Genomic DNA, 20,096 nt, shown 5'->3' with positions numbered 1-20,096 from the left:
GCGTTGACGCAGCGTGACAGCCAGCGCTCGGCCTTGTACTCCGCAGAAGCGCTGGTGCACAACGTTTTCGAGCGTGCCGCCCGCGGTGGCTCCACTCTGGAGATCGCCGGCACCTCGGTGACACTGCCTCCGGAGGCTCGGTTCGGCTCGGTGGACTCGGTCCGCGACTACGTGGACCGGGTGCTGTCGCTGGACAGCGTGATCAACAGGTTCCCGCGGGCCGCGGTTCCTGTGAGGGTTCGCTCCCGCCGGGGGCAGCGCGAAGCCCACTACGAGTACCGGTCAGCCGACGACGACGGCGTGATCGCGGTACCCGATGCAGCCGAAGGGCGCTGGGCGATGCGCGAGCTGGTGGTGCTCCACGAGATAGCCCACCACCTGAGTCCGGGGTCGGCGCAGGACAAGCACGGCCCACGATTCGCGGGCACCCTCATCGACCTGGTGGGGCTGGTGCTCGGACCTGAAGCCGCACTGATCTACCGGGTGACCTTCGGCGACAGCGGTATCGCGGTCGGTTGAGAGTCCGGTGCCCGGCTACCAGCCTGGCTCGCCCACCGCCAGGAACGTGAGGTGGCTCTGGTGGAACGGGTCGAGAACGATTCTCTGCGAACGGAATCCGGACTTCACCAGATCGGGGACCACGGCAAGGAAACGGGGCATGCTCGCCGCGTAGACGTCTACCCGCAGCCGATGCCCGACGTCCAGTAGCGCATCTGTGGACACCAGGTCGATGTCGAGGTCGATGGGTACGTTCGGGATCACCTTCAGTTTGCGTTTGCGGCTGAGCGGGTGGTGGGCGACGAGCAGCGAGCCGTCCTCGGCGTAATCGCTGAGTTCTGGGTCCAGAGATCGGTTGGACGCGGTCAGTGAGCCGTTGGTGAGCACGGTCGAGGTTCCGTCCGGCGCAACATCATTGAGGGTCACCGCCCACAGGGCGTCGCTACCGGCGCAGGTTGCGTGCAGGTGCAGATTGAGCGCGCCGGAGATCTGTACCTGTTCGGTGACCGGTGCCGTCGTGAACGAGAGGGCGCCCCGTTCCTGGAACCGGGCATCGGTGGTGAAGGCCTTGCCGAGAACCATGGTGGCGCCGGCGGTCACCTGGGTCATGTCCCGGGAGATGAAGCCGCGCACGCCCGGCTTCACCTTCAGTTCGGCGCGCGAGGTGTTCGCCTCCGCCCCCAGACTGCCGTCGTGCACACAGTGCCCAGCGGTGTCCGAGCCGTCGGGCGACAGGTACAGCCGCCGAACCCGCGCCTCGGGGCGGGGGAAGCTCTGGCCCGAGGTCCACATACCGCCCTGTTGCTGCAGGGTCACCGGGCCGTATTCGTCCACGCCGTTGTCGAGGCCCTTGAGCCACTTGTCGAACCACGCGCGTTCGAGCACGTCGACGCGCGGCGGGCTGACCCGGCCGCCGAAGCCGAGCCCGGCATCGAGGTGGTAGCCGTCGGCCATGATCAGCTGCTTCTGCCCGGGCGGCAGATTGAGCTGGTTGTAGATGCGGGTCGCGCTGCGGCCGAAGAGGTCGTGCCACCCACCGAAGACGAATGTCGGGGCGGTGATCTCGTCGATCTTGGGGTCGCGCTCGTCGAAATAGGGATCGTCGTAGATCCGTGGATCGCGCCCGGTGAGGAAGCCCCAGGCCAGCGAGCCGATCTCGGTGGCGGGGGAGCCGACCCGGTCCTTCAGCCATCGGACGCCGTTGGTGCTGAGGGCATCACCCACCGCTGTGGACGGGTTGGGCAGCCACTTGAGCAGATTCACCGCGGAGAGCCAGATCGGGATGAACGCCGACGGCGCGCCGCCGGTGATGTAGATGTCGCGGACGATGTCCTCACATCCCTCGATGGCGAACACTGCCTTGAGGTGCGGTGAGCCGTTGCCGGCGGCTTGCAAAGAGTTGATCGCCGAGTACGACCAGCCGGCCATCCCGATGTTGCCGTTGCTCCAGCTCTGGGCGGCGGCCCAGTCGATGACCTCGATCGAGTCGCGTTGTTCGCGTTCACCCAGGATCTGCCAGCGTCCGTGCGAGGCACCGGTGCCGCGGACATCGACCACGAGCTGGGTGTATCCGCTCTGCACGAGCTTGCGGTTGATGCCGAATACGTCGAGGGCGCCACCGGACAGAGGGGGGAGGGGAAGGCGATGGGTGGCCTGGTCGATCGCGTCGAGCAGGGCGCGGTTGTACGGGTTGATGGTCACCACCGTCGGCAGCGGAGTCTGCACGGGTTCCCCTGACATCTTCACCGGCCGTACGAGGGTGGCCCGCAGGCGGACGCCGTCGGACATGGTCAGCTGGAGAGAACGGTCGATCGTCACCTTGGGAAACGCGGGACGGCCGTCGACCTGTTCGCGCCACCAACGGGCGTTGGCGCCGCCGGTCGGGTCGCCGAACGGAAGGGTCGGTGCAGAGTGTGGAACCGCGCTCATCCGCGGCTCGGTGTTCTCGAACGGGTTGATCTGGTAGACCACGGCGTTCCCCTCTCTGCGTCGAGCGGGCCACGCCTTCCGGTAATGTCCCGTCTGAGCAGGGCATATCCCGAAAACTGTGGCAACACTCCGTCGTGCTGCGGTACCGGGTGGGTCAGGAGGTATTCGTGACCGACCTCACACCGGATGGTTTGATGTCAATGTAGCCGAGCGGGTGCTCGGTCGCGACCCTGGGCCAGAACAGCTGCCGGTCCTTGACCCCGATGTGCCTGATTTGTGATCCGGTCCGTCGTGCCGGTACTGTTGGACCTTGGTGTTCGCAGGTCATCGGCCTGCGAGCGTCAGTTCAACCAGAGACCGTTGGTCACCGGTACGCATCGCGCGACCGGCCGAAGGCCCGACACACGTCGGCGGCCCACGCAGGGAGAACGAGGATTCGCTTTCGAAGCGGCGTCAAAGTCGCTTTGCTCGTGTGCGCCCCGTGCCCTGTGCCGGGGCGTTTGTCGTTGGTGGGGCCCGCGGCCGATCGTACGAGTCGGACGAGGTGCCAACCGACACGTCATGAGAGGAGGCGAAGTATGGCAAATAGTGAAAAGGTCACCGCGGTTGCGGAGATCACCGAGCAGTTCAAGGGAGCCACTGCGGCAGTCGTCACGGAATACCGTGGCCTGACCGTCAAGCAGATCTCCGAGCTGCGTCGTTCACTGGGCGAAGGCGCTGTTTACTCCGTCGCCAAGAACACCCTGGTCAAGCGCGCTGCTGCTGATGCGGGCGTGGCCGGTCTGGACGAGCTGTTCACTGGTCCCACCGCAATTGCCTTCATCGAGGGCGAACCCGTGGTGGCTGCCAAGGCGATCAAGAATTTCGCCAAGGACAACAAGGCTCTCATCATCAAGGGCGGGTACATGGACGGCCGTGCGCTGTCCGTGGACGAGGTCAATCAGATCGCCGACCTTGAAACACGCGAGATTCTCCTTGCAAAGCTCGCCGGTGCCATGAAGGGCAACTTGGCAAAGGCCGCGGGTCTGTTCAGTCAGCCCGCTTCGCAGGTCGCACGTCTTGCGGCCGCACTGCAGGAAAAGCAAGCCGCGGGCGCACCCGCAGAAGCGGCCGAATAAACCCCCAAAACCCTCCTGTGGCCGCATCATCGCGCGCCCGCAGGAAAGACAGAAAGGATTGCCACCATGGCAAAGCTCTCCGCTGACGAGCTCATCGATCAGTTCAAAGAACTCACCCTGCTGGAACTCAGCGACTTCGTGAAGAAGTTCGAAGAGGTCTTCGAGGTCACCGCTGCTGCTCCGGTCGCCGTTGCCGCCGCCGGTGCACCCGCTGCCGCCGAAGCCGCTGTCGAGCAGGACGAGTTCGACGTCGTCCTCGAATCGGCCGGCGACAAGAAGATCCAGGTCATCAAGGTCGTCCGCGAGGTCGTCTCCGGACTGGGTCTGAAGGAAGCCAAGGATCTCGTCGAGTCGGCTCCCAAGGCCATCCTCGAGAAGATCGACAAGGACGCTGCCGAGGCTGCCAAGACCAAGCTCGAAGAAGCCGGCGCCAAGGTCTCGGTCAAGTAAGACAAGCACGTCAAAAGCGATTGTTGATCCCCGTGTAGGGGTCGATCGCTCCACAACGATGGCCCGTAGCGACAGCTACGGGCCATCGTTGCGTCTCGGGTGGGGGTGTGGTGCCACAGATCGGGTGTCGGCGGCCCTGGCTACTGACGAGTAGAACCCGCTCCGACCTGGATTTGCGTCGCGCGGAAAAACTTTTTACGGTGATCCAAGTTACTCGCGAGTAACTGTTCGTTTGATCTACCTGCGGCGATCGGGAAGAAGCCGTCGGGCAGGTGGGTCGGCGAGGGTGCGACGAAACTGAGAAAGATCGACAGCTCGTATATTCGTCACGCTGTGTGCGTTAGAGTGAGCCGAACCACAGGCTCCGCGCGGGGGCGGACTTCGTTTTGGAGGGACTAAATCAGTGGGCGTTGAGGTCAGTGTCGAGAATCTGACGAAGTCGTTCGGCTCGCAGAATATTTGGCGTGATGTGTCGCTGACCCTGCCCCAGGGTGAGGTCAGCGTGCTGCTCGGCCCGTCGGGTACGGGCAAGTCGGTGTTCCTGAAGTCGTTGATCGGTCTGCTCCATCCGGAGCAGGGCTCGGTCATCATCGACGGCACCGACATCACCAAATGCTCCAGCCGTGAGCTGTACGAGATCCGCAAGCTGTTCGGTGTCCTGTTCCAGGACGGCGCCCTCTTCGGTTCGATGAGCCTGTTCGACAACATCGCCTTCCCCTTGCGTGAGCACACCAAGAAGAAGGAAGACGAGATCCGCCAGATCGTCATGGACAAGATCGAGCTCGTGGGTCTGACTGGCGCGGAGAACAAGCTTCCCGGCGAGATCTCCGGTGGTATGCGCAAGCGTGCCGGCCTGGCCCGTGCCCTGGTCCTGGACCCGCAGATCATCCTGTGCGACGAGCCGGACTCCGGTCTGGACCCGGTCCGTACCGCGTATCTGTCGCAGCTGTTGATCGACATCAACGCGCAGATCGATGCCACGATCCTGATCGTGACCCACAACATCCAGGTCGCCCGTACCGTCCCGGACAACATCGGCATGCTGTTCCGCAAGGAACTTGTCATGTTCGGTCCGCGTGAGGTGCTGCTGACCTCGGACGAGCCGGTGGTGGATCAGTTCCTCAACGGTCGCCGTATCGGACCCATCGGTATGTCCGAGGAGAAGGACGACGCTCAGCAGCGCCGCGAGCAGGAGATGGTCGATGCCGGCCACTCCGACGGTGGCACCGCCGAAGACGTCCGCGGTATCGTCCCGCAGCTGCAGGCCACACCCGGACTGCCCGAGCGCAAGGCGGTCGGACGCCGCCAGGCCCGTGTCCGCGAGATCCTGCACACGCTGCCCGAGCCCGCCCAGCGCGCGATCGAGGAAAGCTTCCTCGAAGAAGAGCGAGCTCAGGAGAACGGGCGCGAAGCTGCGCGTAAGACACAGAAGGTGGGCGCCGGTTCCGGCACCGCCTCCACATACTCTTCCTACGACGACTCCAGTTACCAGGGTTCGGACGCTCAGACAGAGCAGTTCCCCGCATACCGCGCCGGTGACAAGGCTCTCTAGATGACCAGTGCCACTACACGTGGCGTCGACAGGGTGGCGAAAGCCGGCTCTGGGGCACTTTCTCAGACCGGCAACATCGTCCAGTTGTTCATCGACGTCGCACGCCAGACTTTTGTGCGCCCTTTTCAGTGGCGTGAGTTCATCCAGCAGGCCTGGTTCATCGCCAGCGTCACGATTCTGCCGACGGCGCTCGTCGCCATCCCGTTCGGTGCGATCGTCTCGCTGCAAACCGGGTCGCTGATCCGCCAGCTCGGTGCCGAATCCTTCACCGGTGCGGCCAGCGTCCTGGTGGTGATCCAGCAGGGTGCGCCACTCGTGACATCGCTGTTGGTCGCGGGCGCGGCGGGATCAGCGGTGGCTGCCGACCTCGGTGCCCGCACCATTCGCGAAGAGATCGACGCGATGGAAGTGCTCGGCATCAATCCGGTCCAGCGACTTGTGGTTCCGCGAGTGCTCGCCATGGTCCTGGTGGCCGTGCTGCTGTGCGGGCTGGTCTCGGTGGTCGGTATCGGCGGCGGTTACTTCTTCAACGTGATCATCCAAGACGGAACGCCCGGTGCGTATCTGGCCTCGTTCAGTGCGCTGGCGCAGTTGCCCGACATCTACGTCGCCGAGGTGAAGGCTGCCGTCTTCGGTGTGATCGCCGGCGTGGTCGCTGCCTACAAGGGCTTGCACCCCAAGGGTGGCCCCAAAGGCGTTGGTGATGCGGTCAATCAGAGTGTTGTCATCACATTTTTGTTGTTGTTCTTCGCGAACTTGATCATCACCGCGGTCTACTTGCAGATCGTTCCCGCCAAGGGTTCATAGGAGGACTTCGGAAGTGACCATCGCCAAAGGTCGGGGAGACCTGGGATATCGGGCGGCCAAAGTCGCGCGTGTTCCTTTGCGCGTCCTCGACGGCGCGGGCGACCAGATGTCGTTCTATGGCCGCGCGATCGGCTGGTCGCCGCGCACCATTCGCCGTTACCCCAAAGAACTGCTCCGGCTTCTCGCCGAGGTGGCGTTCGGGTCCGGTGGACTCGCGGTCATCGGCGGCACCATCGGTGTGATGGTGCTGATGTCGGGATTCACCGGTGTCGTCGTCGGTCTGCAGGGCGCCAACGCGCTCGATCAGCTCGGGTCCCAGGCCCTCACCGGGTTCCTGGCGGCCTACGCCAACACCCGTGAGGTCGCCCCGCTCGTCGCCGGACTGGCCCTCTCCGCAACTGTCGGTTGTGGTTTCACCGCTCAGCTCGGCGCCATGCGCATCTCCGAGGAGATCGACGCACTGGAGACCATGGCCGTGCCGTCCATTCCGTTCCTTGTCACCACACGCGTGCTGGCCGGCTTCATCGCCGTCATCCCGCTGTACGTGCTGGGCCTGCTGTCGGCCTACTTCGCCTCCCGGCTGATAGCCACGCAGTTCACCGGGCAGTCGTCGGGCTCGTACGACCACTACTTCAATCTGTTCTTGCCACCTGCGGACGTCCTCTGGTCGTTCGGCAAGGTCATGATCTTCGCGTTCGTGATCATCCTGGTGCACTGCTACTACGGCTACTACGCCACCGGTGGTCCGGCCGGCGTCGGCGTGGCGGTGGGTCACGCGGTGCGTGCGGCTCTGGTGATCATCGCGGTGCTCGACTTCTTCCTGGGCCTCGCAATCTGGGGGACCACCACCTCCGTGCGAGTAGGGGGATAAACCGATGAAAGCTCTTCGCCGCCGGGCTCTGGGCCTGGTGTTCTTCATCGTTGTCATCTTGTTCCTGACGTTGACGATCATGCAGTACAACAAGTCGTTCACGAAGTTCGTCGACATCAAGTTGGCGACCAGTTCGGCCGGAAATGCGTTGCCGGCCAACGCCGACGTCAAGGCTCGTGGCCTGATCGTCGGGCAGGTACGCAGTGTCGAACCGGACATCAAGGACGGCTCGGTTGTGGTGACCCTCGGGCTGCAGCCGGACAAGGTCAAGATGCTGCCCACCGACACCACGGCCAGGATCTTGCCGAAGACCCTCTTCGGTGAACGCTATGTCGCGCTGCAGGTGCCCGACGGTCAAGAGGGATCGCCGAGCGATCACCTGACCAACGGCGACACCATCGACGAGGACGTGTCGGGTAACGCGGTGGAACTGCAACAGCTGTTCGACCAGTTGCTGCCGGTCCTCGACGCGATCCCGCCGGCCGACCTGAACATCACCCTGTCGGCGCTGTCGAAGGCGTTGTCGGGCAACGGCGAACGCCTGGGTACGAGCTTCGAGCAGCTCAACACGATCTTCAAGGACATCAACGCGAACATGCCTGAACTCCAGGGCACGTTGCGTGGCCTGGCCAGCTTCTCGGAGACCTATTCCGAGGCACTGCCCGATCTGGTGGACTCGCTGGACAATCTGCGCACGACCACCAACACGCTCTATGAGCGCCAGGGCGACCTCCGCACACTGATCGCCTCGGTGACCCAGGTTGCGGTGGACGGCACGAACTTCCTGACCACAAACCGGAAAGACCTCGTGGACTTGGCAATTCAGTCTGAGCCGCTGCTGACGGCGCTGGCGAGGTATTCGCCGACCTTCGGCTGCACGTTCAAGAACTTCGCGGGATTGGTCCCCGAGGCGAACATCATCACGGGTAAGGACACCGAGAATCCCGGTGTGCGCGTGAACCTCCAGTTCGTCAACCCGCGTGGTCGCTACCTTCCGAACCAGGACGAACCACGACTGTTCGACCAGCGCGGACCGATCTGCTACCCGCAGGCCCGCAACGGCCGACCGTTCCCGCAGTACCCCTACGGATCGGTCAATGACGGTTCGTACCAGGTTCCGTCGCGGAATGCCGGTCCTCGAGACCTGCCCGTCCTGCCCGAGCCGCAGTTCTCCGGTATCCCCTCGGGGACGATCGGTGAGGCCGAGCAGCAGCAGGACCCGCCGACCAACTACAGCGATCCGCGGAACAAACTCCAGGTGCGCGCCATCGTTGCGGCGTCATCCGGGAAGGACCCGGCCGAGATACCGGGATGGATCACGATGGTCGCGGCACCGACGATGCAGGGACAGCAGGTGAGCATTCGATGAAGAGTCTTGTCGGACCCCTCGTCAAGCTGATCGTCTTCTCTGTCATCACGGTTCTCGCCACCTCGGTCCTCGCCTTTGCGGTGGCCAACGGTGGTGGCGGTGGCGGCACCGATTTCAAGGCGATCTTCACCGACGCCACCCAGGTCGCCAAGGGCGACGACGTCCGCATCGCCGGCGTCCGGGTGGGACAGGTCAGCGGAGTGGAGATCGTCAACCGCGACGAGGCCCAGGTCAGCTTCTCCGTCGACCGTGGCCGGCTGCCTGCCGGCGTGCGGGTCGCGATCAAGCTCCGCAACCTCACCGGCCAGCGGTACCTGTCCCTCGAGAAGGGGCCGGGCGACCCCGACGACACCATCGGCGGCGGCAGCACCATCGGTCTGCCGAACACCACCGAGGCCATCAACCTCACCGAGCTGTTCAACGGTTTCCGGCCGTTGTTCCAGCAGCTCACCGCCGACGATGTCAACAAGCTGTCGGCAGAGATCATCCAGGTGTTCCAGGGTGAGAGCGGCACGATCTCAGAGCTGGTCCGCGACACCGCGAGCCTCACCAACACGATCGCCGACCGCGACCAGGTGATCGGCACGCTGATCGACAACCTGACCGTGGTGCTCAAGAACCTGAACGACCACGATGACCAGTTCACCGCGTTGCTGACGAACACCGAGAAGTTCGTCACCGGCCTTGCGGCACAGCGTGGTTCGGTCGGATCTGCGATCACGTCGCTGTCGAACCTGACGGCGGTGACGGCATCGATCCTGCAGCCGACGCGCCCGTCCATCCAGGGCTCGATCGCTGCGCTCAACGATCTCGGACAGACCGTGGTGCAGCGCCAGGACGAGATCAAGCAAACACTGACCACCCTGCCGGTGAAGCTCCAGAAGATCGGGCGGGCAGCCACATTCGGTTCGTGGTTCCAGTTCTACCTCTGTGGACTGGATGTCACCGCGGGGAACGGCACCAGCAGCTTGCTGACGCAGCCGCTGATCCCGCTACCCGACATCAACCACGTCCTGTACACCAGCGCAGCTACCCGCTGCTGGGCAAACGAGGATCCACCGTGAACGAGATGACCCACCATGCAAGGCGAGAAGGGGAGGTGAGCAAGTGAGCGACCGTTCCAGTTCCGGACGTAGTCCGGTCACCGTGGGTTTCATCGGCATCCTCGTGCTGCTGATGCTGTCGACCTCTGCGTTCTTCCTCAACTCGCTGCCGATGATCGGTGCCGGTGTCATCTACTCCGCCGACTTCTCCGAAGCAGCCGGTCTCAAACCGGACGCCGAGGTGCGAGTGGCCGGGGTCAAGGTCGGCAACGTGCGCGCCGTCGAACTCGACGGCGAGAAGGTCCGGGTCGACATGCAGGTCAGCAAGGCCTGGATCGGAAACCAGACCACGGCGTCGATCCAGATCAAGACCGTCCTGGGCCAGAAGTACATTGCGCTCGATCCGCAGGGCAGTGAACTCGCCGATCCCAAGGACGTCATCCCGCTGAGTCGCACCACCTCGCCGTATGACGTGATCGAGGCGTTCTCCGACGCCGCCGATCAGATCGAGGAAGTCGACACCAACCAGCTGGCGACCAGCATGCGCACGTTGTCGGATGCCTTCTCGGGCACCCCGGCCGACCTGCGTGCCTCGCTCGACGGGCTCACCCGGCTGTCGGAGACCATCGCGAGCCGCGACCAGAAGGTCCAGGAACTGTTGGAGGCGACCAAGGACACCTCCAAGATCCTCGCCGACCGCAACCAGGAGTTCGAGCGGTTGATCAACGGTGCGGGACAGTTGCTCGAGGAACTGAACAATCGTCAGCAGTCGATCTCACGGCTGCTCTCGAGCACGATCACGCTCTCCGATGCCCTCAGCGGAATCGTCAAGGACAACCAGGAGCAGATCGGACCGACGCTGGAGACGCTGCGTCAGGTGATCGAGATCCTCAACGACCAGAACGAGAACCTGCGTCAATCACTCACGTACATGGCGCCGTTCTACCGGCTCTACGCCAACGTGCTCGGTAGTGGTCGCTGGTTCGACTCGGTGGTCACCAACATCCTGCCGCCGGCGCTGCCGCAGCAGAACACGACAAGGCTCCCGGTGCAGCAGAAGCAGCTCAACAATGGCGGCGGAACGGTGGCCGGACAATGATGACCTCGGCGAGCAACACCCAGGACACTCGCGGTCCCGGCCGCTGGTTCACCCCGAAGCACATCGTCTTCATCGTCATCGCGCTGATCCTGGCGCTGTTGGTGGCGGGGTCGTTGTGGTGGGTGTTCAAGCGTGTCAACAGCACTCAGGTCACCGCGTACTTCAAGAGCAGCGTCGGTATCTACGACGGCAGTGACGTGCGTGTGCTCGGCGTCGCGGTGGGCACGGTGGAGAACGTCAAGCCCGAAGGCGATCAGGTGCGCGTGAAGATGCGCGTCGACGGCAACGTCGATCTTCCGAAAGATGTTGGCGCCGTGCAGATCACCCCTTCCGTGGTGGCCGACCGCTACGTGCAGTTGACGCCCGTCTACACCGGTGGCCCGAAGGCGCCGAAGGACATCAACCTGCCGGTCTCCAAGACGATGGTGCCCGTCGAGGTCGACGAGCTGTACTCATCGGTGCAGAAGCTCTCGACCGCGCTCGGTCCCGACGGCGCGAACAAGAACGGCGCGGTGTCCGAACTGGTCACCACCGGTGCGCAGAACCTCGCGGGCAACGGTGAGGCCCTGCAGTCGACGATCACGCAGCTTTCCAAAGCGGCCAACACCCTCAACGAGTCGCGGGGCAACATCGTCGACACGGTCAAGAACCTCGACAGCTTCATCGGGATGCTCGCGGCCAATGACCAACAGGTGCGACAGTTCAACACCCAGATGGCCGACTTCAACAACTTCCTCGCCGGCGAGCGCGAACAGCTCGGAACCGCACTCGACAAGCTGTCGGTGGCGCTCGGTGACGTGGCCGGATTCGTCGAAGACAACCGCGAGGCACTGGGCGACCGGGTCTCGGAGTTGATCCCCACCACACAGATGCTCGTGGACACCAAGAGCTACCAGAAAGAGATCCTGACGGCTCTGCCGCTGGCGCTGTCCAACCTGGTCAACGCCTACAACGCGGAGTCGGGAACTCTCGATCTGCACCTGACCATCCCCGAGCTGCAAGACCTGCTCGGCGCTCAGTGTGGGCTGCTCGATCTGGGCAGGCTCAAGCCAGGTGACCCGGCGTTTGAACAGTTCAGCAAGACACTCAAACCGCTGATCGATCAATGTACAAATGTTGCCGACCAGATCACCGCAGGTATCAAGACGCCGACGCTCAACCTGCCGTTCGGCATCCTGAGCAACGACAACCTGCAGAATCGCGGACCCGTGCCGGGCACGGTTCCGGGCAACCCGGATCCGGCACTGGAGGGTGGGAACTGATGAGGTCACCCCTTCGTAAGAACGTTGTCGGTCGTCAGCGACTGGTGCAGGTGGGTGCTGCGGCACTGGCCGGTGCCGCGCTGATCGCGGTGAGTGGCTGTGGCACGCAAGGGCTGCAGTCGGTTCCGCTGCCCGGTGGCGCCAACCTCGGCGAGTCGCCGCGTACGTACAAGTTGCAGTTCCTCGATGTGCTCGACCTGGTCCCGCAGTCGACGGTCAAGTTCAACGGCATCGAGGTCGGCCGCGTGGATTCGATCCAGGTCTCTCCCGACCAGTGGACTGCGGAGGTGAAGATCGAGGTGCAGAACAACGTCGATCTGTCCGACGCGTCCACCGCGGAGATCCAGCAGACGAACCTGCTGGGTGAGAAGTACGTGGCGCTCGAAGATCCGCAGGAGAACGCGGGCCTGCCCCGGCAGAACCCGGCCGAGACCATCGGTTGCCCCGCGGTGGGTGCACCGGATTGCCGGACGCGCACGGCGACGGACATCGAGCAGGTTCTCGGTGCGTTGTCCTTGCTCCTCAACGGTGGTGGTATCTCGCAGATCAAGCCGATCGTCGACGAATTGAACACAGCACTCGACGGCCGCGAAACCCAGGTGAAGAGCCTCCTCAACGAGACCGCCACCCTGATCAGCGGACTCGAAGAGCAGAAGAACAACATCGTGACCGCGCTCGACGGCCTGGACAAACTGTCGAATCGGGCTCGGGCACAGACCGATCAGATCAACCGGGTTCTCGATGAACTGCCCAAGGGCATAGCGGTACTCGAAGAGCAGCGGCCTCAGCTGGTGGCGATGCTCGAACAGGTCGACCGCCTGGGTGTTGTCGGGGTGCAGGTGCTCGGCACCGCTCGCGAGGAGATCATCACCGACCTCAAGGCGCTGCGGCCGACGCTGCAGGCACTGGCCGGTGCGGCTCCGGACCTGATCACCGCGTCACCGCTGCTGTTCACCTACCCGTTCCCGGACGCACTGCTCCCGGGTGTGAAGGGTGACTCGACCAACCTGTTCGCCAACCTGGACCTGCGGCTGCTCAACCAGCTCGAGGCTCTCGGGGTGGGACAGGGTGAGCCGGTGTACAGCCCGCCACGGACCGGACCGCAGCCGATCATCGATCCTGCGAACCCGTACTACAACGGCAACGGCCCGCGGCTCGGCTGGCCGACGATCACGTTGCTCCCGCTGCCGAACGCCCGGCCGGGGCCGAACACGCCGCCGTCGGGTGGGCAGTATGCGCTGATGCCGGAAGAACGCGGGCAGCAGAGCTTCCTGCAGGGCCCGATGAACATGCTGGCCAACGCTAATGTCGGAGCTGGATCATGATGACCAAGATCGTCCGATGGCAGCTGATCATCTTCGTGGTGATCGGTGTGGTTGCCATCGTCTACGTGGGTGCCACCTACGCCAAGCTCGACCGGTTGGTCGGGGTCGGGTCGTACTCCGTGAAGGCCGAATTCCCAGATTCCGGGGGTATTTTCACCAATGCCGAGGTGACGTACCAGGGTGTTCCCGTCGGCCGGGTCGGCGCGCTGACCTTGCAGCCCGAGGGCGTCCAGGTCGAGTTGGTCCTCGACTCCGATGGCGCCGACATCCCGGATTCGGCTGTGGCCGTCGTCGCCAACCGATCGGCGATCGGCGAGCAGTACGTGGACCTGCGACCGAAGAACAACGACGGTCCGTACCTCAAGAACGGCTCGGTCATCACCGACACCAAGACTCCGCCGCCGTTGCAGGACGTGCTGAAGTCGGCCGTCGACTTCACCGGGTCGATCCCGGTGGACGATCTACGCACGGTTGTCACAGAGTTGGGCAAGGCCTTCAACGGCAATGCGGAAAATCTGCGGTCACTCGTGGATTCGCTGACCAACCTGTCCCAGGCCGGTCTCGACAACCTGCCCCAGACGATCTCGCTCATCCAGAACAGCGACACCGTTCTGAGCACCCAGGCCGAGCAGTCCGATGAAATCCTGAGCTGGTCGCGCAATCTGGAACTGGTGACGCAGACCCTGCAGGCATCCGATCCGGCCATCCGGCGGTTGCTGACCACCGGAACCACCAGCGCCACACAGATTTCCAGGCTGCTGCAGGACAGTGGCGGCGACATCACCACCGTTGTCCGCAACCTCGCCGAGGACGTCCGTACCGTCTCGCCGACCTTCTTCGCGGCGGGCCCGTCGCTGGCGCTTCTGTCGGCGCTCTCGAGCGGCAGCTACAGCCCGGCGCCCGGCGACGGCACGATCCACTTCGGCATCGTCCTGGAGGTCAACAACCCACCTGCGTGCACGCTCGGATACGAGAGCACTCAGGACATCATCGCCGCCGAAGAAGCCCGCAACCCGGACTTCGACATCAACTACGACGACTTCCCGTTCAACACGGAGGCGAGATGTACGGTCGCGCAAGGTAATCCGACCGACGTTCGTGGTGCTGCCCGGTCGGTGTTCGCCAATCCGAACATCCCGCAGCCGTGGGATGACAACCCCAAGAAGATGCCTGACACGTTGAATCTGAACCCGATCGCGGAACAGATCGCGGCGCTTCTGGGAGTGCGGGACAAGTGATGTCGAGGATGTGGTCCGACCGGTTGGCCGGGATGACGCCGGAGCCGGAGCTCGACTCATGGGCGACGTGTACCTTTGGCGGGCGATGACTGAGACTTCAAAGCCCGGCGGTAAGCGGCAGCACGGATCGCAGACGCTGTGGTTGCGGATCGGTGCTGCCCTGGCAGTGGCCGGCCTCGTGGCCGCAGTGGTGTGCGCAGCGTTCTTCGCGATCGGGTGGAAGGACGCCTACGCCGAGCACAACGCCCAGCAGACTCGCGACAGTGCGCAAGACGGTGCCGAACAGGTGATCCTCAACGTCACCAACATCGACCCGAAGAATCTGACGGCATTCCGCGAGCAGGTGGACGCATCGCTCACCGGTAACGCCAAGACGCAGATCACCGCGGAGGACTTCGAGAACCTCACCAAGCAGGTGGACGCCAACGGCGACAAGACCGCGACGTTGTCGTCGGTGGTCAAGCGCAGCGGCGTCGTCGAATTCAACAAGGAAGACAAGACCGCAAAGGTGCTCGTGTATGTCGATGTCACAAGTACGGTCCAGGGCACGCCGCCGACCACGTCGAACATGGGGTTCTCCGTCGACGTCGTCGATATCGACGGGGGCTGGAAGGCGTCGGACATCCAGTCGATCGATGCGATCGGACTCCAGGACCCGGCAGGCAGCACCCAGGCACCGGCAGGGGATCCGGCTGCCACCCCGGCGCCGGTTGAACCCGCTCCCACCACAGGGGGCAACTGATGGCAGGCGCACCACGTAAGCCGATCCGCCCGGCCGGGCCACGCGGCAAGATCCGCGTCGCAGGCAGCAGCCCGTCGGCCCGCAAGGTCAACCCCGCCGAGAACGCCGACGAATCGGCGACCACGGACAATGTGACGCCCGAGACAGCAGCACCGGAGCCGTCGGCACCTGAAGCGGTCGAGTCCGCTGAGTCCGGCACCACCGAGTCCGGCACCGTCGAGGCGGGGGAGTCCACACCCGACGTCACCGCGGAAACCAGCGACGAGGCGTCGACCGGCGAAGCCACGGCAACGGCCGAGAACGCCTCGACAGGCGAGACCGCCTCCACAGCCGAGACTGCGACCACCGACAAAACGGTGACACTCGGCAAGCCGGCCGCGAAGAGCAAGCCGAAGGTCAAGGGCGCCTCGCTCAAGAAGCCCGCAACCGAGCGTTCGTCCGACGACAAGTCGGCCAAGGCCGCCGAACCGAAGACGGCGAAAGCCGCATCGGGCTTCCTGACCTGGCGCAAGGTTGCGATCGTCGCGCTCCTGGCCGTCGTGTTCGCGGTGTTCGCCGTGGTCGCGGCATTCAAACCGGGCGCTTCGACGCAGTCGAACATGGCGTTCATCAACTCGTCGGAGACCAGTGCCCTCAAGGCGCAGGCCGGCGACCGCATCTGCGCCGTGCTCTCGATCGACCCCACCAAGTTCGATGACTGGGCCGACAAGGCGAAGACAGGTCTGACCGGCGAAGCCCTCACCGAGTTCAACGAGTACCAGAGCACCAGCAGGGACCTGGCGGCCCAGAGCGGCCAGGGAGCCGAGTGCAAGGTGGACCTGGTCGCGGTCAGCAACATGGACGGCTCGAGTGCCACCGTGATCGCAACGGTGCTGATCAGTACCACCCAGCAGGGTGTGGCAGTCCTGAGCGGTCCAGGCCAGGCGCGTACCGAACTCGGTATGCAAAAGGTTGACGGACAGTGGCGCATCAACCGCATATCTGACTTTTAAGCGTCTTTCCGCGCGTTCCTCTTGACGCAGGGCCCCGTTGGTAGCAGTCTGTCCGCAGTAACCAAAAGGGGTTGTTTACGTGCGCCCATTTTCTGGTACAGTAGGACGTTGCGCTGGCTGCCTCCTGTCCATCTCTCGATTTCACCTTCTCGCCACGACCGTGTGTCGTCTCAGGTGATTCGCCGTTGACCAGGTCGCAGGCGCAGCGAACACCACTAAGGCACTACGAGTAATTCGTGTTGGAAGGACATATCTTGGCAGTCTCCCGCCAGTCCACCTCAACCATTCCAGGTGCGCCTCGGCGCGCCTCTTTCGCAAAGATCAGCGAGCCCCTCGAAGTACCCGGACTGCTTGATGTGCAGCTCGAGTCGTTCGAGTGGCTGGTCGGTTCAGCGGAATGGCGTGAGCGCGCTGCTTCCCGCGGCGACGGAAACCCTACCGGCGGCCTGGAGGACATCCTCGCCGAACTGTCCCCGATCGAGGACTTCTCCGGCTCCATGTCGCTGTCTTTCTCCGACCCACGCTTCGATGAGGTCAAGGCCTCGGTTGAGGAGTGCAAAGACAAGGACATGACGTACGCGGCCCCGCTGTTCGTCACCGCGGAGTTCATCAACAACAACACCGGCGAGATCAAGTCGCAGACCGTCTTCATGGGCGACTTCCCGATCATGACCGACAAGGGCAGCTTCATCATCAACGGCACCGAGCGTGTCGTGGTGAGCCAGCTGGTGCGTAGCCCCGGTGTGTACTTCGACGCGACCATCGACAAGGCCACCGAGAAGACCCTGCACAGTGTCAAGGTCATCCCGGGCCGCGGCGCATGGCTCGAGTTCGACATCGACAAGCGCGACACCGTCGGCGTCCGCATCGACCGCAAGCGTCGCCAGTCGGTCACCGTTCTGCTCAAGGCACTCGGCTGGACCAAGGAGCAGATCGAAGAGCGCTTCGGTTTCTCCGAGATCATGATGTCGACGCTGGAGAAGGACAACACCGCAGGCACCGACGAGGCCCTGCTCGAGGTGTATCGCAAGCTGCGTCCGGGCGAGCCCCCCACCAAGGAGTCCGCGCAGACCCTGCTGGAGAACCTGTTCTTCAAGGAGAAGCGCTACGACCTCGCCAAGGTCGGTCGTTACAAGGTCAACAAGAAGCTCGGTCTGGTCGAGAACCCGATGGCCGGCGCACCCGTGCTGACCGAAGAGGACATCGTCGCCACCGTCGAGTACCTGGTGCGTCTGCACGAGGCCGACCCCAACGTCACCAGCACGATGACCGTGCCCGGTGGCGTCGAGGTGCCCGTCGAGGTCGACGACATCGACCACTTCGGCAACCGTCGCCTGCGTACCGTCGGCGAGCTCATCCAGAACCAGATCCGCGTGGGCCTGTCCCGCATGGAGCGCGTGGTCCGTGAGCGGATGACCACTCAGGACGTCGAGGCGATCACGCCGCAGACCCTGATCAACATCCGCCCGGTCGTCGCGGCGATCAAGGAGTTCTTCGGAACCTCGCAGCTGTCGCAGTTCATGGACCAGAACAACCCGCTGTCGGGCCTGACCCACAAGCGCCGCCTGTCGGCGCTGGGCCCCGGTGGTCTGTCCCGTGAACGTGCCGGCCTCGAGGTCCGTGACGTCCACCCGTCGCACTACGGCCGTATGTGCCCGATCGAGACCCCTGAGGGCCCGAACATCGGCCTGATCGGTTCGCTGTCGGTGTACGCGCGGGTCAACCCGTTCGGATTCATCGAGACGCCGTACCGCAAGGTCGTCGACGGATACGTCACCGACGAGGTGCACTACCTCACCGCTGACGAAGAGGATCGCTACCTGATCGCCCAGGCGAACTCGGGCATCGACACCGACAACCGGCTCTCCGACGACCGCGTGCTGGTCCGCAAGAAGGGCTCGGAGGTCGAGTTCGTCCCGACCAGCCAGGTCGAGTACATGGACGTCAGCCCGCGCCAGATGGTGTCGGTCGCCACGGCCATGATCCCGTTCCTCGAGCACGACGACGCCAACCGTGCCCTGATGGGCGCGAACATGCAGCGTCAGGCGGTGCCGCTGGTTCGCAGCGAGTCGCCGCTGGTCGGTACCGGCATGGAACTGCGTGCCGCCATCGACGCCGGTGACGTGATCATCTCGTCGAAGGCCGGTGTGGTGGAAGAGGTTTCGGCCGACTACATCACCGTGATGGCCGACGACGGCACTCGCGACACCTTCCGGATGCGCAAGTTCGCCCGCTCCAACCAGGGCACCTGCGCCAACCAGCGTCCGATCGTGGACGAAGGACAGCGTGTCGAGGTCGGCCAGGTACTGGCCGACGGTCCTTGCACCGATCAGGGTGAGATGGCCCTCGGGAAGAACCTGCTCGTGGCGATCATGCCGTGGGAAGGCCACAACTACGAGGACGCGATCATCCTGAGCCAGCGTCTGGTCGAAGAGGACGTGCTCACCTCGATTCACATCGAAGAGCACGAAATCGACGCCCGCGACACCAAGCTCGGTGCCGAGGAGATCACCCGGGACATCCCGAACGTCTCCGATGAGGTGCTCGCCGATCTCGACGAGCGCGGCATCATCCGCATCGGTGCCGAGGTCCGCGACGGCGACATCCTGGTCGGCAAGGTCACGCCCAAGGGCGAGACCGAGCTCACCCCGGAAGAGCGTCTGCTGCGCGCCATCTTCGGTGAGAAGGCGCGCGAGGTGCGCGACACCTCGCTGAAGGTTCCGCACGGTGAGACCGGCAAGGTCATCGGCATCCGCGTCTTCTCGCGTGATGACGACGACGATCTGCCTCCCGGTGTCAACGAGCTGGTCCGGGTGTACGTGGCCCAGAAGCGCAAGATCCAGGATGGCGACAAGCTCGCCGGCCGCCACGGCAACAAGGGCGTCATCGGCAAGATCCTCCCGCAAGAGGACATGCCGTTCCTGCCCGACGGCACCCCGGTCGACATCATCCTGAACACCCACGGTGTGCCGCGTCGTATGAACATCGGCCAGATCTTGGAGACCCACCTCGGGTGGATCGCCAAGACCGGCTGGAACATCGACGTTGCCCAGGGCGTGCCGGAGTGGGCGTCGAAGCTGCCCGAGGACATGCTCTCGGTGGAGCCCGACACCAACACCGCGACCCCGGTGTTCGACGGCGCTCGCGAAGAGGAGCTGACAGGTCTGCTGGCCTCGACGCTGCCGAACCGCGATGGCGAGGTCATGGTGAACGCGGACGGCAAGGCGACCTTGTTCGACGGTCGTAGTGGTGAGCCGTTCCCGTACCCGGTCTCGGTCGGTTACATGTACATCATCAAGCTGCACCACTTGGTCGACGACAAGATCCACGCGCGTTCGACCGGTCCGTACTCGATGATCACGCAGCAGCCGCTGGGTGGTAAGGCGCAGTTCGGTGGTCAGCGTTTCGGCGAGATGGAGTGCTGGGCCATGCAGGCCTACGGTGCGGCATACACGCTGCAGGAGCTTCTCACCATCAAGTCGGACGACGTCGTCGGCCGCGTGAAGGTGTACGAGGCGATCGTCAAGGGCGAGAACATCCCGGAACCGGGTATCCCCGAATCGTTCAAGGTGCTGCTGAAGGAACTTCAGTCGCTGTGCCTGAACGTCGAGGTGCTCAGCTCCGACGGTGCTGCCATCGAGATGCGTGACGGTGACGACGAGGACCTCGAGCGGGCTGCGGCCAACCTGGGGATCAACCTCTCGCGCAACGAGTCCGCCACTGTCGACGACTTGGCGAACTGACCTGACCCGCAAGCGGTCAGGCGGCTCGCCAACTGATCGTCCAGATTTACTGACTGAG

Annotated in this window: 16 protein-coding genes; 15 read left to right on the top strand and 1 reads right to left on the bottom strand. The window is 64.0% G+C overall.

What is annotated here, in order from left to right:
- The first annotated feature begins 3 nt into the window (after window positions 1-3).
- Window positions 4-519 carry a TIGR04338 family metallohydrolase gene (locus tag WIMU1_RS17585; RefSeq protein WP_062799266.1) on the top strand — a complete coding sequence of 172 codons (516 nt, stop codon included), beginning with the start codon at window positions 4-6 and terminating at the stop codon, window positions 517-519.
- 15 nt (window positions 520-534) lie between these two features.
- Here the strand turns inward: WIMU1_RS17585 and WIMU1_RS17580 are convergent, their stop codons facing one another.
- Window positions 535-2,469, bottom strand: coding sequence for a CocE/NonD family hydrolase (locus WIMU1_RS17580; RefSeq protein WP_062799068.1), 1,935 nt, complete (start codon window positions 2,467-2,469; stop codon window positions 535-537).
- Window positions 2,470-3,005: 536 nt separating this feature from the next.
- On the opposite strand from WIMU1_RS17580, the gene rplJ reads away from it, so the two are divergent.
- The 14 genes from rplJ to rpoB all read left to right on the top strand — a co-directional run bounded on the left by rplJ (window position 3,006) and on the right by rpoB (window position 20,038).
- A complete protein-coding gene (gene rplJ / locus WIMU1_RS17575) occupies window positions 3,006-3,545 on the top strand; it encodes a 50S ribosomal protein L10 (protein WP_030165238.1) in 540 nt (179 codons plus the stop codon).
- Between the two features lie 66 nt (window positions 3,546-3,611).
- Window positions 3,612-3,995 carry a 50S ribosomal protein L7/L12 gene (gene rplL, locus WIMU1_RS17570; protein ID WP_030165235.1) on the top strand — a complete coding sequence of 128 codons (384 nt, stop codon included), beginning with the start codon at window positions 3,612-3,614 and terminating at the stop codon, window positions 3,993-3,995.
- Between the two features lie 403 nt (window positions 3,996-4,398).
- On the top strand, window positions 4,399-5,547 hold the full coding sequence (locus tag WIMU1_RS17565; RefSeq protein ID WP_062799066.1) for an ABC transporter ATP-binding protein: 1,149 nt from the start codon (window positions 4,399-4,401) through the stop codon (window positions 5,545-5,547).
- Window positions 5,548-6,354, top strand: coding sequence for an MlaE family ABC transporter permease (locus WIMU1_RS17560; protein WP_023962323.1), 807 nt, complete (start codon window positions 5,548-5,550; stop codon window positions 6,352-6,354). It begins immediately after the preceding gene.
- A gap of 13 nt (window positions 6,355-6,367) precedes the next feature.
- On the top strand, window positions 6,368-7,225 hold the full coding sequence (locus tag WIMU1_RS17555; protein WP_023962325.1) for an MlaE family ABC transporter permease: 858 nt from the start codon (window positions 6,368-6,370) through the stop codon (window positions 7,223-7,225).
- Between the two features lie 4 nt (window positions 7,226-7,229).
- Window positions 7,230-8,594 carry an MCE family protein gene (locus WIMU1_RS17550; protein ID WP_030165228.1) on the top strand — a complete coding sequence of 455 codons (1,365 nt, stop codon included), beginning with the start codon at window positions 7,230-7,232 and terminating at the stop codon, window positions 8,592-8,594.
- On the top strand, window positions 8,591-9,658 hold the full coding sequence (locus WIMU1_RS17545; RefSeq protein ID WP_030165226.1) for an MCE family protein: 1,068 nt from the start codon (window positions 8,591-8,593) through the stop codon (window positions 9,656-9,658). Before WIMU1_RS17550 ends, WIMU1_RS17545 begins: the two co-directional genes overlap by 4 nt.
- Window positions 9,659-9,701: 43 nt before the next feature.
- Complete coding sequence (locus WIMU1_RS17540; protein WP_030165224.1) at window positions 9,702-10,736, top strand: MCE family protein; 1,035 nt, start codon at window positions 9,702-9,704, stop codon at window positions 10,734-10,736.
- Entirely contained in the window at window positions 10,736-11,998 is a 1,263-nt protein-coding gene (locus tag WIMU1_RS17535; RefSeq protein WP_033335753.1) for an MCE family protein, read from the top strand. The genes WIMU1_RS17540 and WIMU1_RS17535 overlap by 1 nt, the downstream gene beginning before the upstream one ends.
- On the top strand, window positions 11,998-13,323 hold the full coding sequence (locus tag WIMU1_RS17530; RefSeq protein WP_062799064.1) for an MCE family protein: 1,326 nt from the start codon (window positions 11,998-12,000) through the stop codon (window positions 13,321-13,323). The genes WIMU1_RS17535 and WIMU1_RS17530 overlap by 1 nt, the downstream gene beginning before the upstream one ends.
- A complete protein-coding gene (locus tag WIMU1_RS17525; protein ID WP_030165214.1) occupies window positions 13,320-14,561 on the top strand; it encodes an MCE family protein in 1,242 nt (413 codons plus the stop codon). The genes WIMU1_RS17530 and WIMU1_RS17525 overlap by 4 nt, the downstream gene beginning before the upstream one ends.
- 85 nt (window positions 14,562-14,646) lie before the next feature.
- A complete protein-coding gene (locus WIMU1_RS17520) occupies window positions 14,647-15,303 on the top strand; it encodes a hypothetical protein (RefSeq protein ID WP_051721704.1) in 657 nt (218 codons plus the stop codon).
- On the top strand, window positions 15,303-16,295 hold the full coding sequence (locus tag WIMU1_RS17515; protein WP_062799062.1) for a hypothetical protein: 993 nt from the start codon (window positions 15,303-15,305) through the stop codon (window positions 16,293-16,295). The genes WIMU1_RS17520 and WIMU1_RS17515 overlap by 1 nt, the downstream gene beginning before the upstream one ends.
- Before the next feature lie 254 nt (window positions 16,296-16,549).
- Window positions 16,550-20,038, top strand: a complete 3,489-nt coding sequence (gene rpoB, locus WIMU1_RS17510; protein ID WP_062799264.1) for a DNA-directed RNA polymerase subunit beta — start codon at window positions 16,550-16,552, stop codon at window positions 20,036-20,038.
- Window positions 20,039-20,096: the final 58 nt, after the last annotated feature.

The sequence above is a fragment of the Williamsia muralis NBRC 105860 genome (assembly GCF_001598915.1).
Classification (GTDB): domain Bacteria; phylum Actinomycetota; class Actinomycetes; order Mycobacteriales; family Mycobacteriaceae; genus Williamsia; species Williamsia muralis.
Note: the sequence above shows the minus strand (reverse complement) of the source record. Positions and strands in the feature narration are given on the sequence as shown.

Coding starts and splice junctions, on each gene's coding strand:
- WIMU1_RS17550 (WP_030165228.1), top strand. CDS start 7,230: ATGAAAGCTCTTCGCCGCCGGGCTCTGGGCCTGGTGTTCTTCATCGTT.
- WIMU1_RS17530 (WP_062799064.1), top strand. CDS start 11,998: ATGAGGTCACCCCTTCGTAAGAACGTTGTCGGTCGTCAGCGACTGGTG.
- WIMU1_RS17515 (WP_062799062.1), top strand. CDS start 15,303: ATGGCAGGCGCACCACGTAAGCCGATCCGCCCGGCCGGGCCACGCGGC.
- rplJ (WP_030165238.1), top strand. CDS start 3,006: ATGGCAAATAGTGAAAAGGTCACCGCGGTTGCGGAGATCACCGAGCAG.
- WIMU1_RS17535 (WP_033335753.1), top strand. CDS start 10,736: ATGACCTCGGCGAGCAACACCCAGGACACTCGCGGTCCCGGCCGCTGG.
- WIMU1_RS17545 (WP_030165226.1), top strand. CDS start 8,591: ATGAAGAGTCTTGTCGGACCCCTCGTCAAGCTGATCGTCTTCTCTGTC.
- WIMU1_RS17525 (WP_030165214.1), top strand. CDS start 13,320: ATGATGACCAAGATCGTCCGATGGCAGCTGATCATCTTCGTGGTGATC.
- rplL (WP_030165235.1), top strand. CDS start 3,612: ATGGCAAAGCTCTCCGCTGACGAGCTCATCGATCAGTTCAAAGAACTC.
- WIMU1_RS17520 (WP_051721704.1), top strand. CDS start 14,647: ATGACTGAGACTTCAAAGCCCGGCGGTAAGCGGCAGCACGGATCGCAG.
- WIMU1_RS17560 (WP_023962323.1), top strand. CDS start 5,548: ATGACCAGTGCCACTACACGTGGCGTCGACAGGGTGGCGAAAGCCGGC.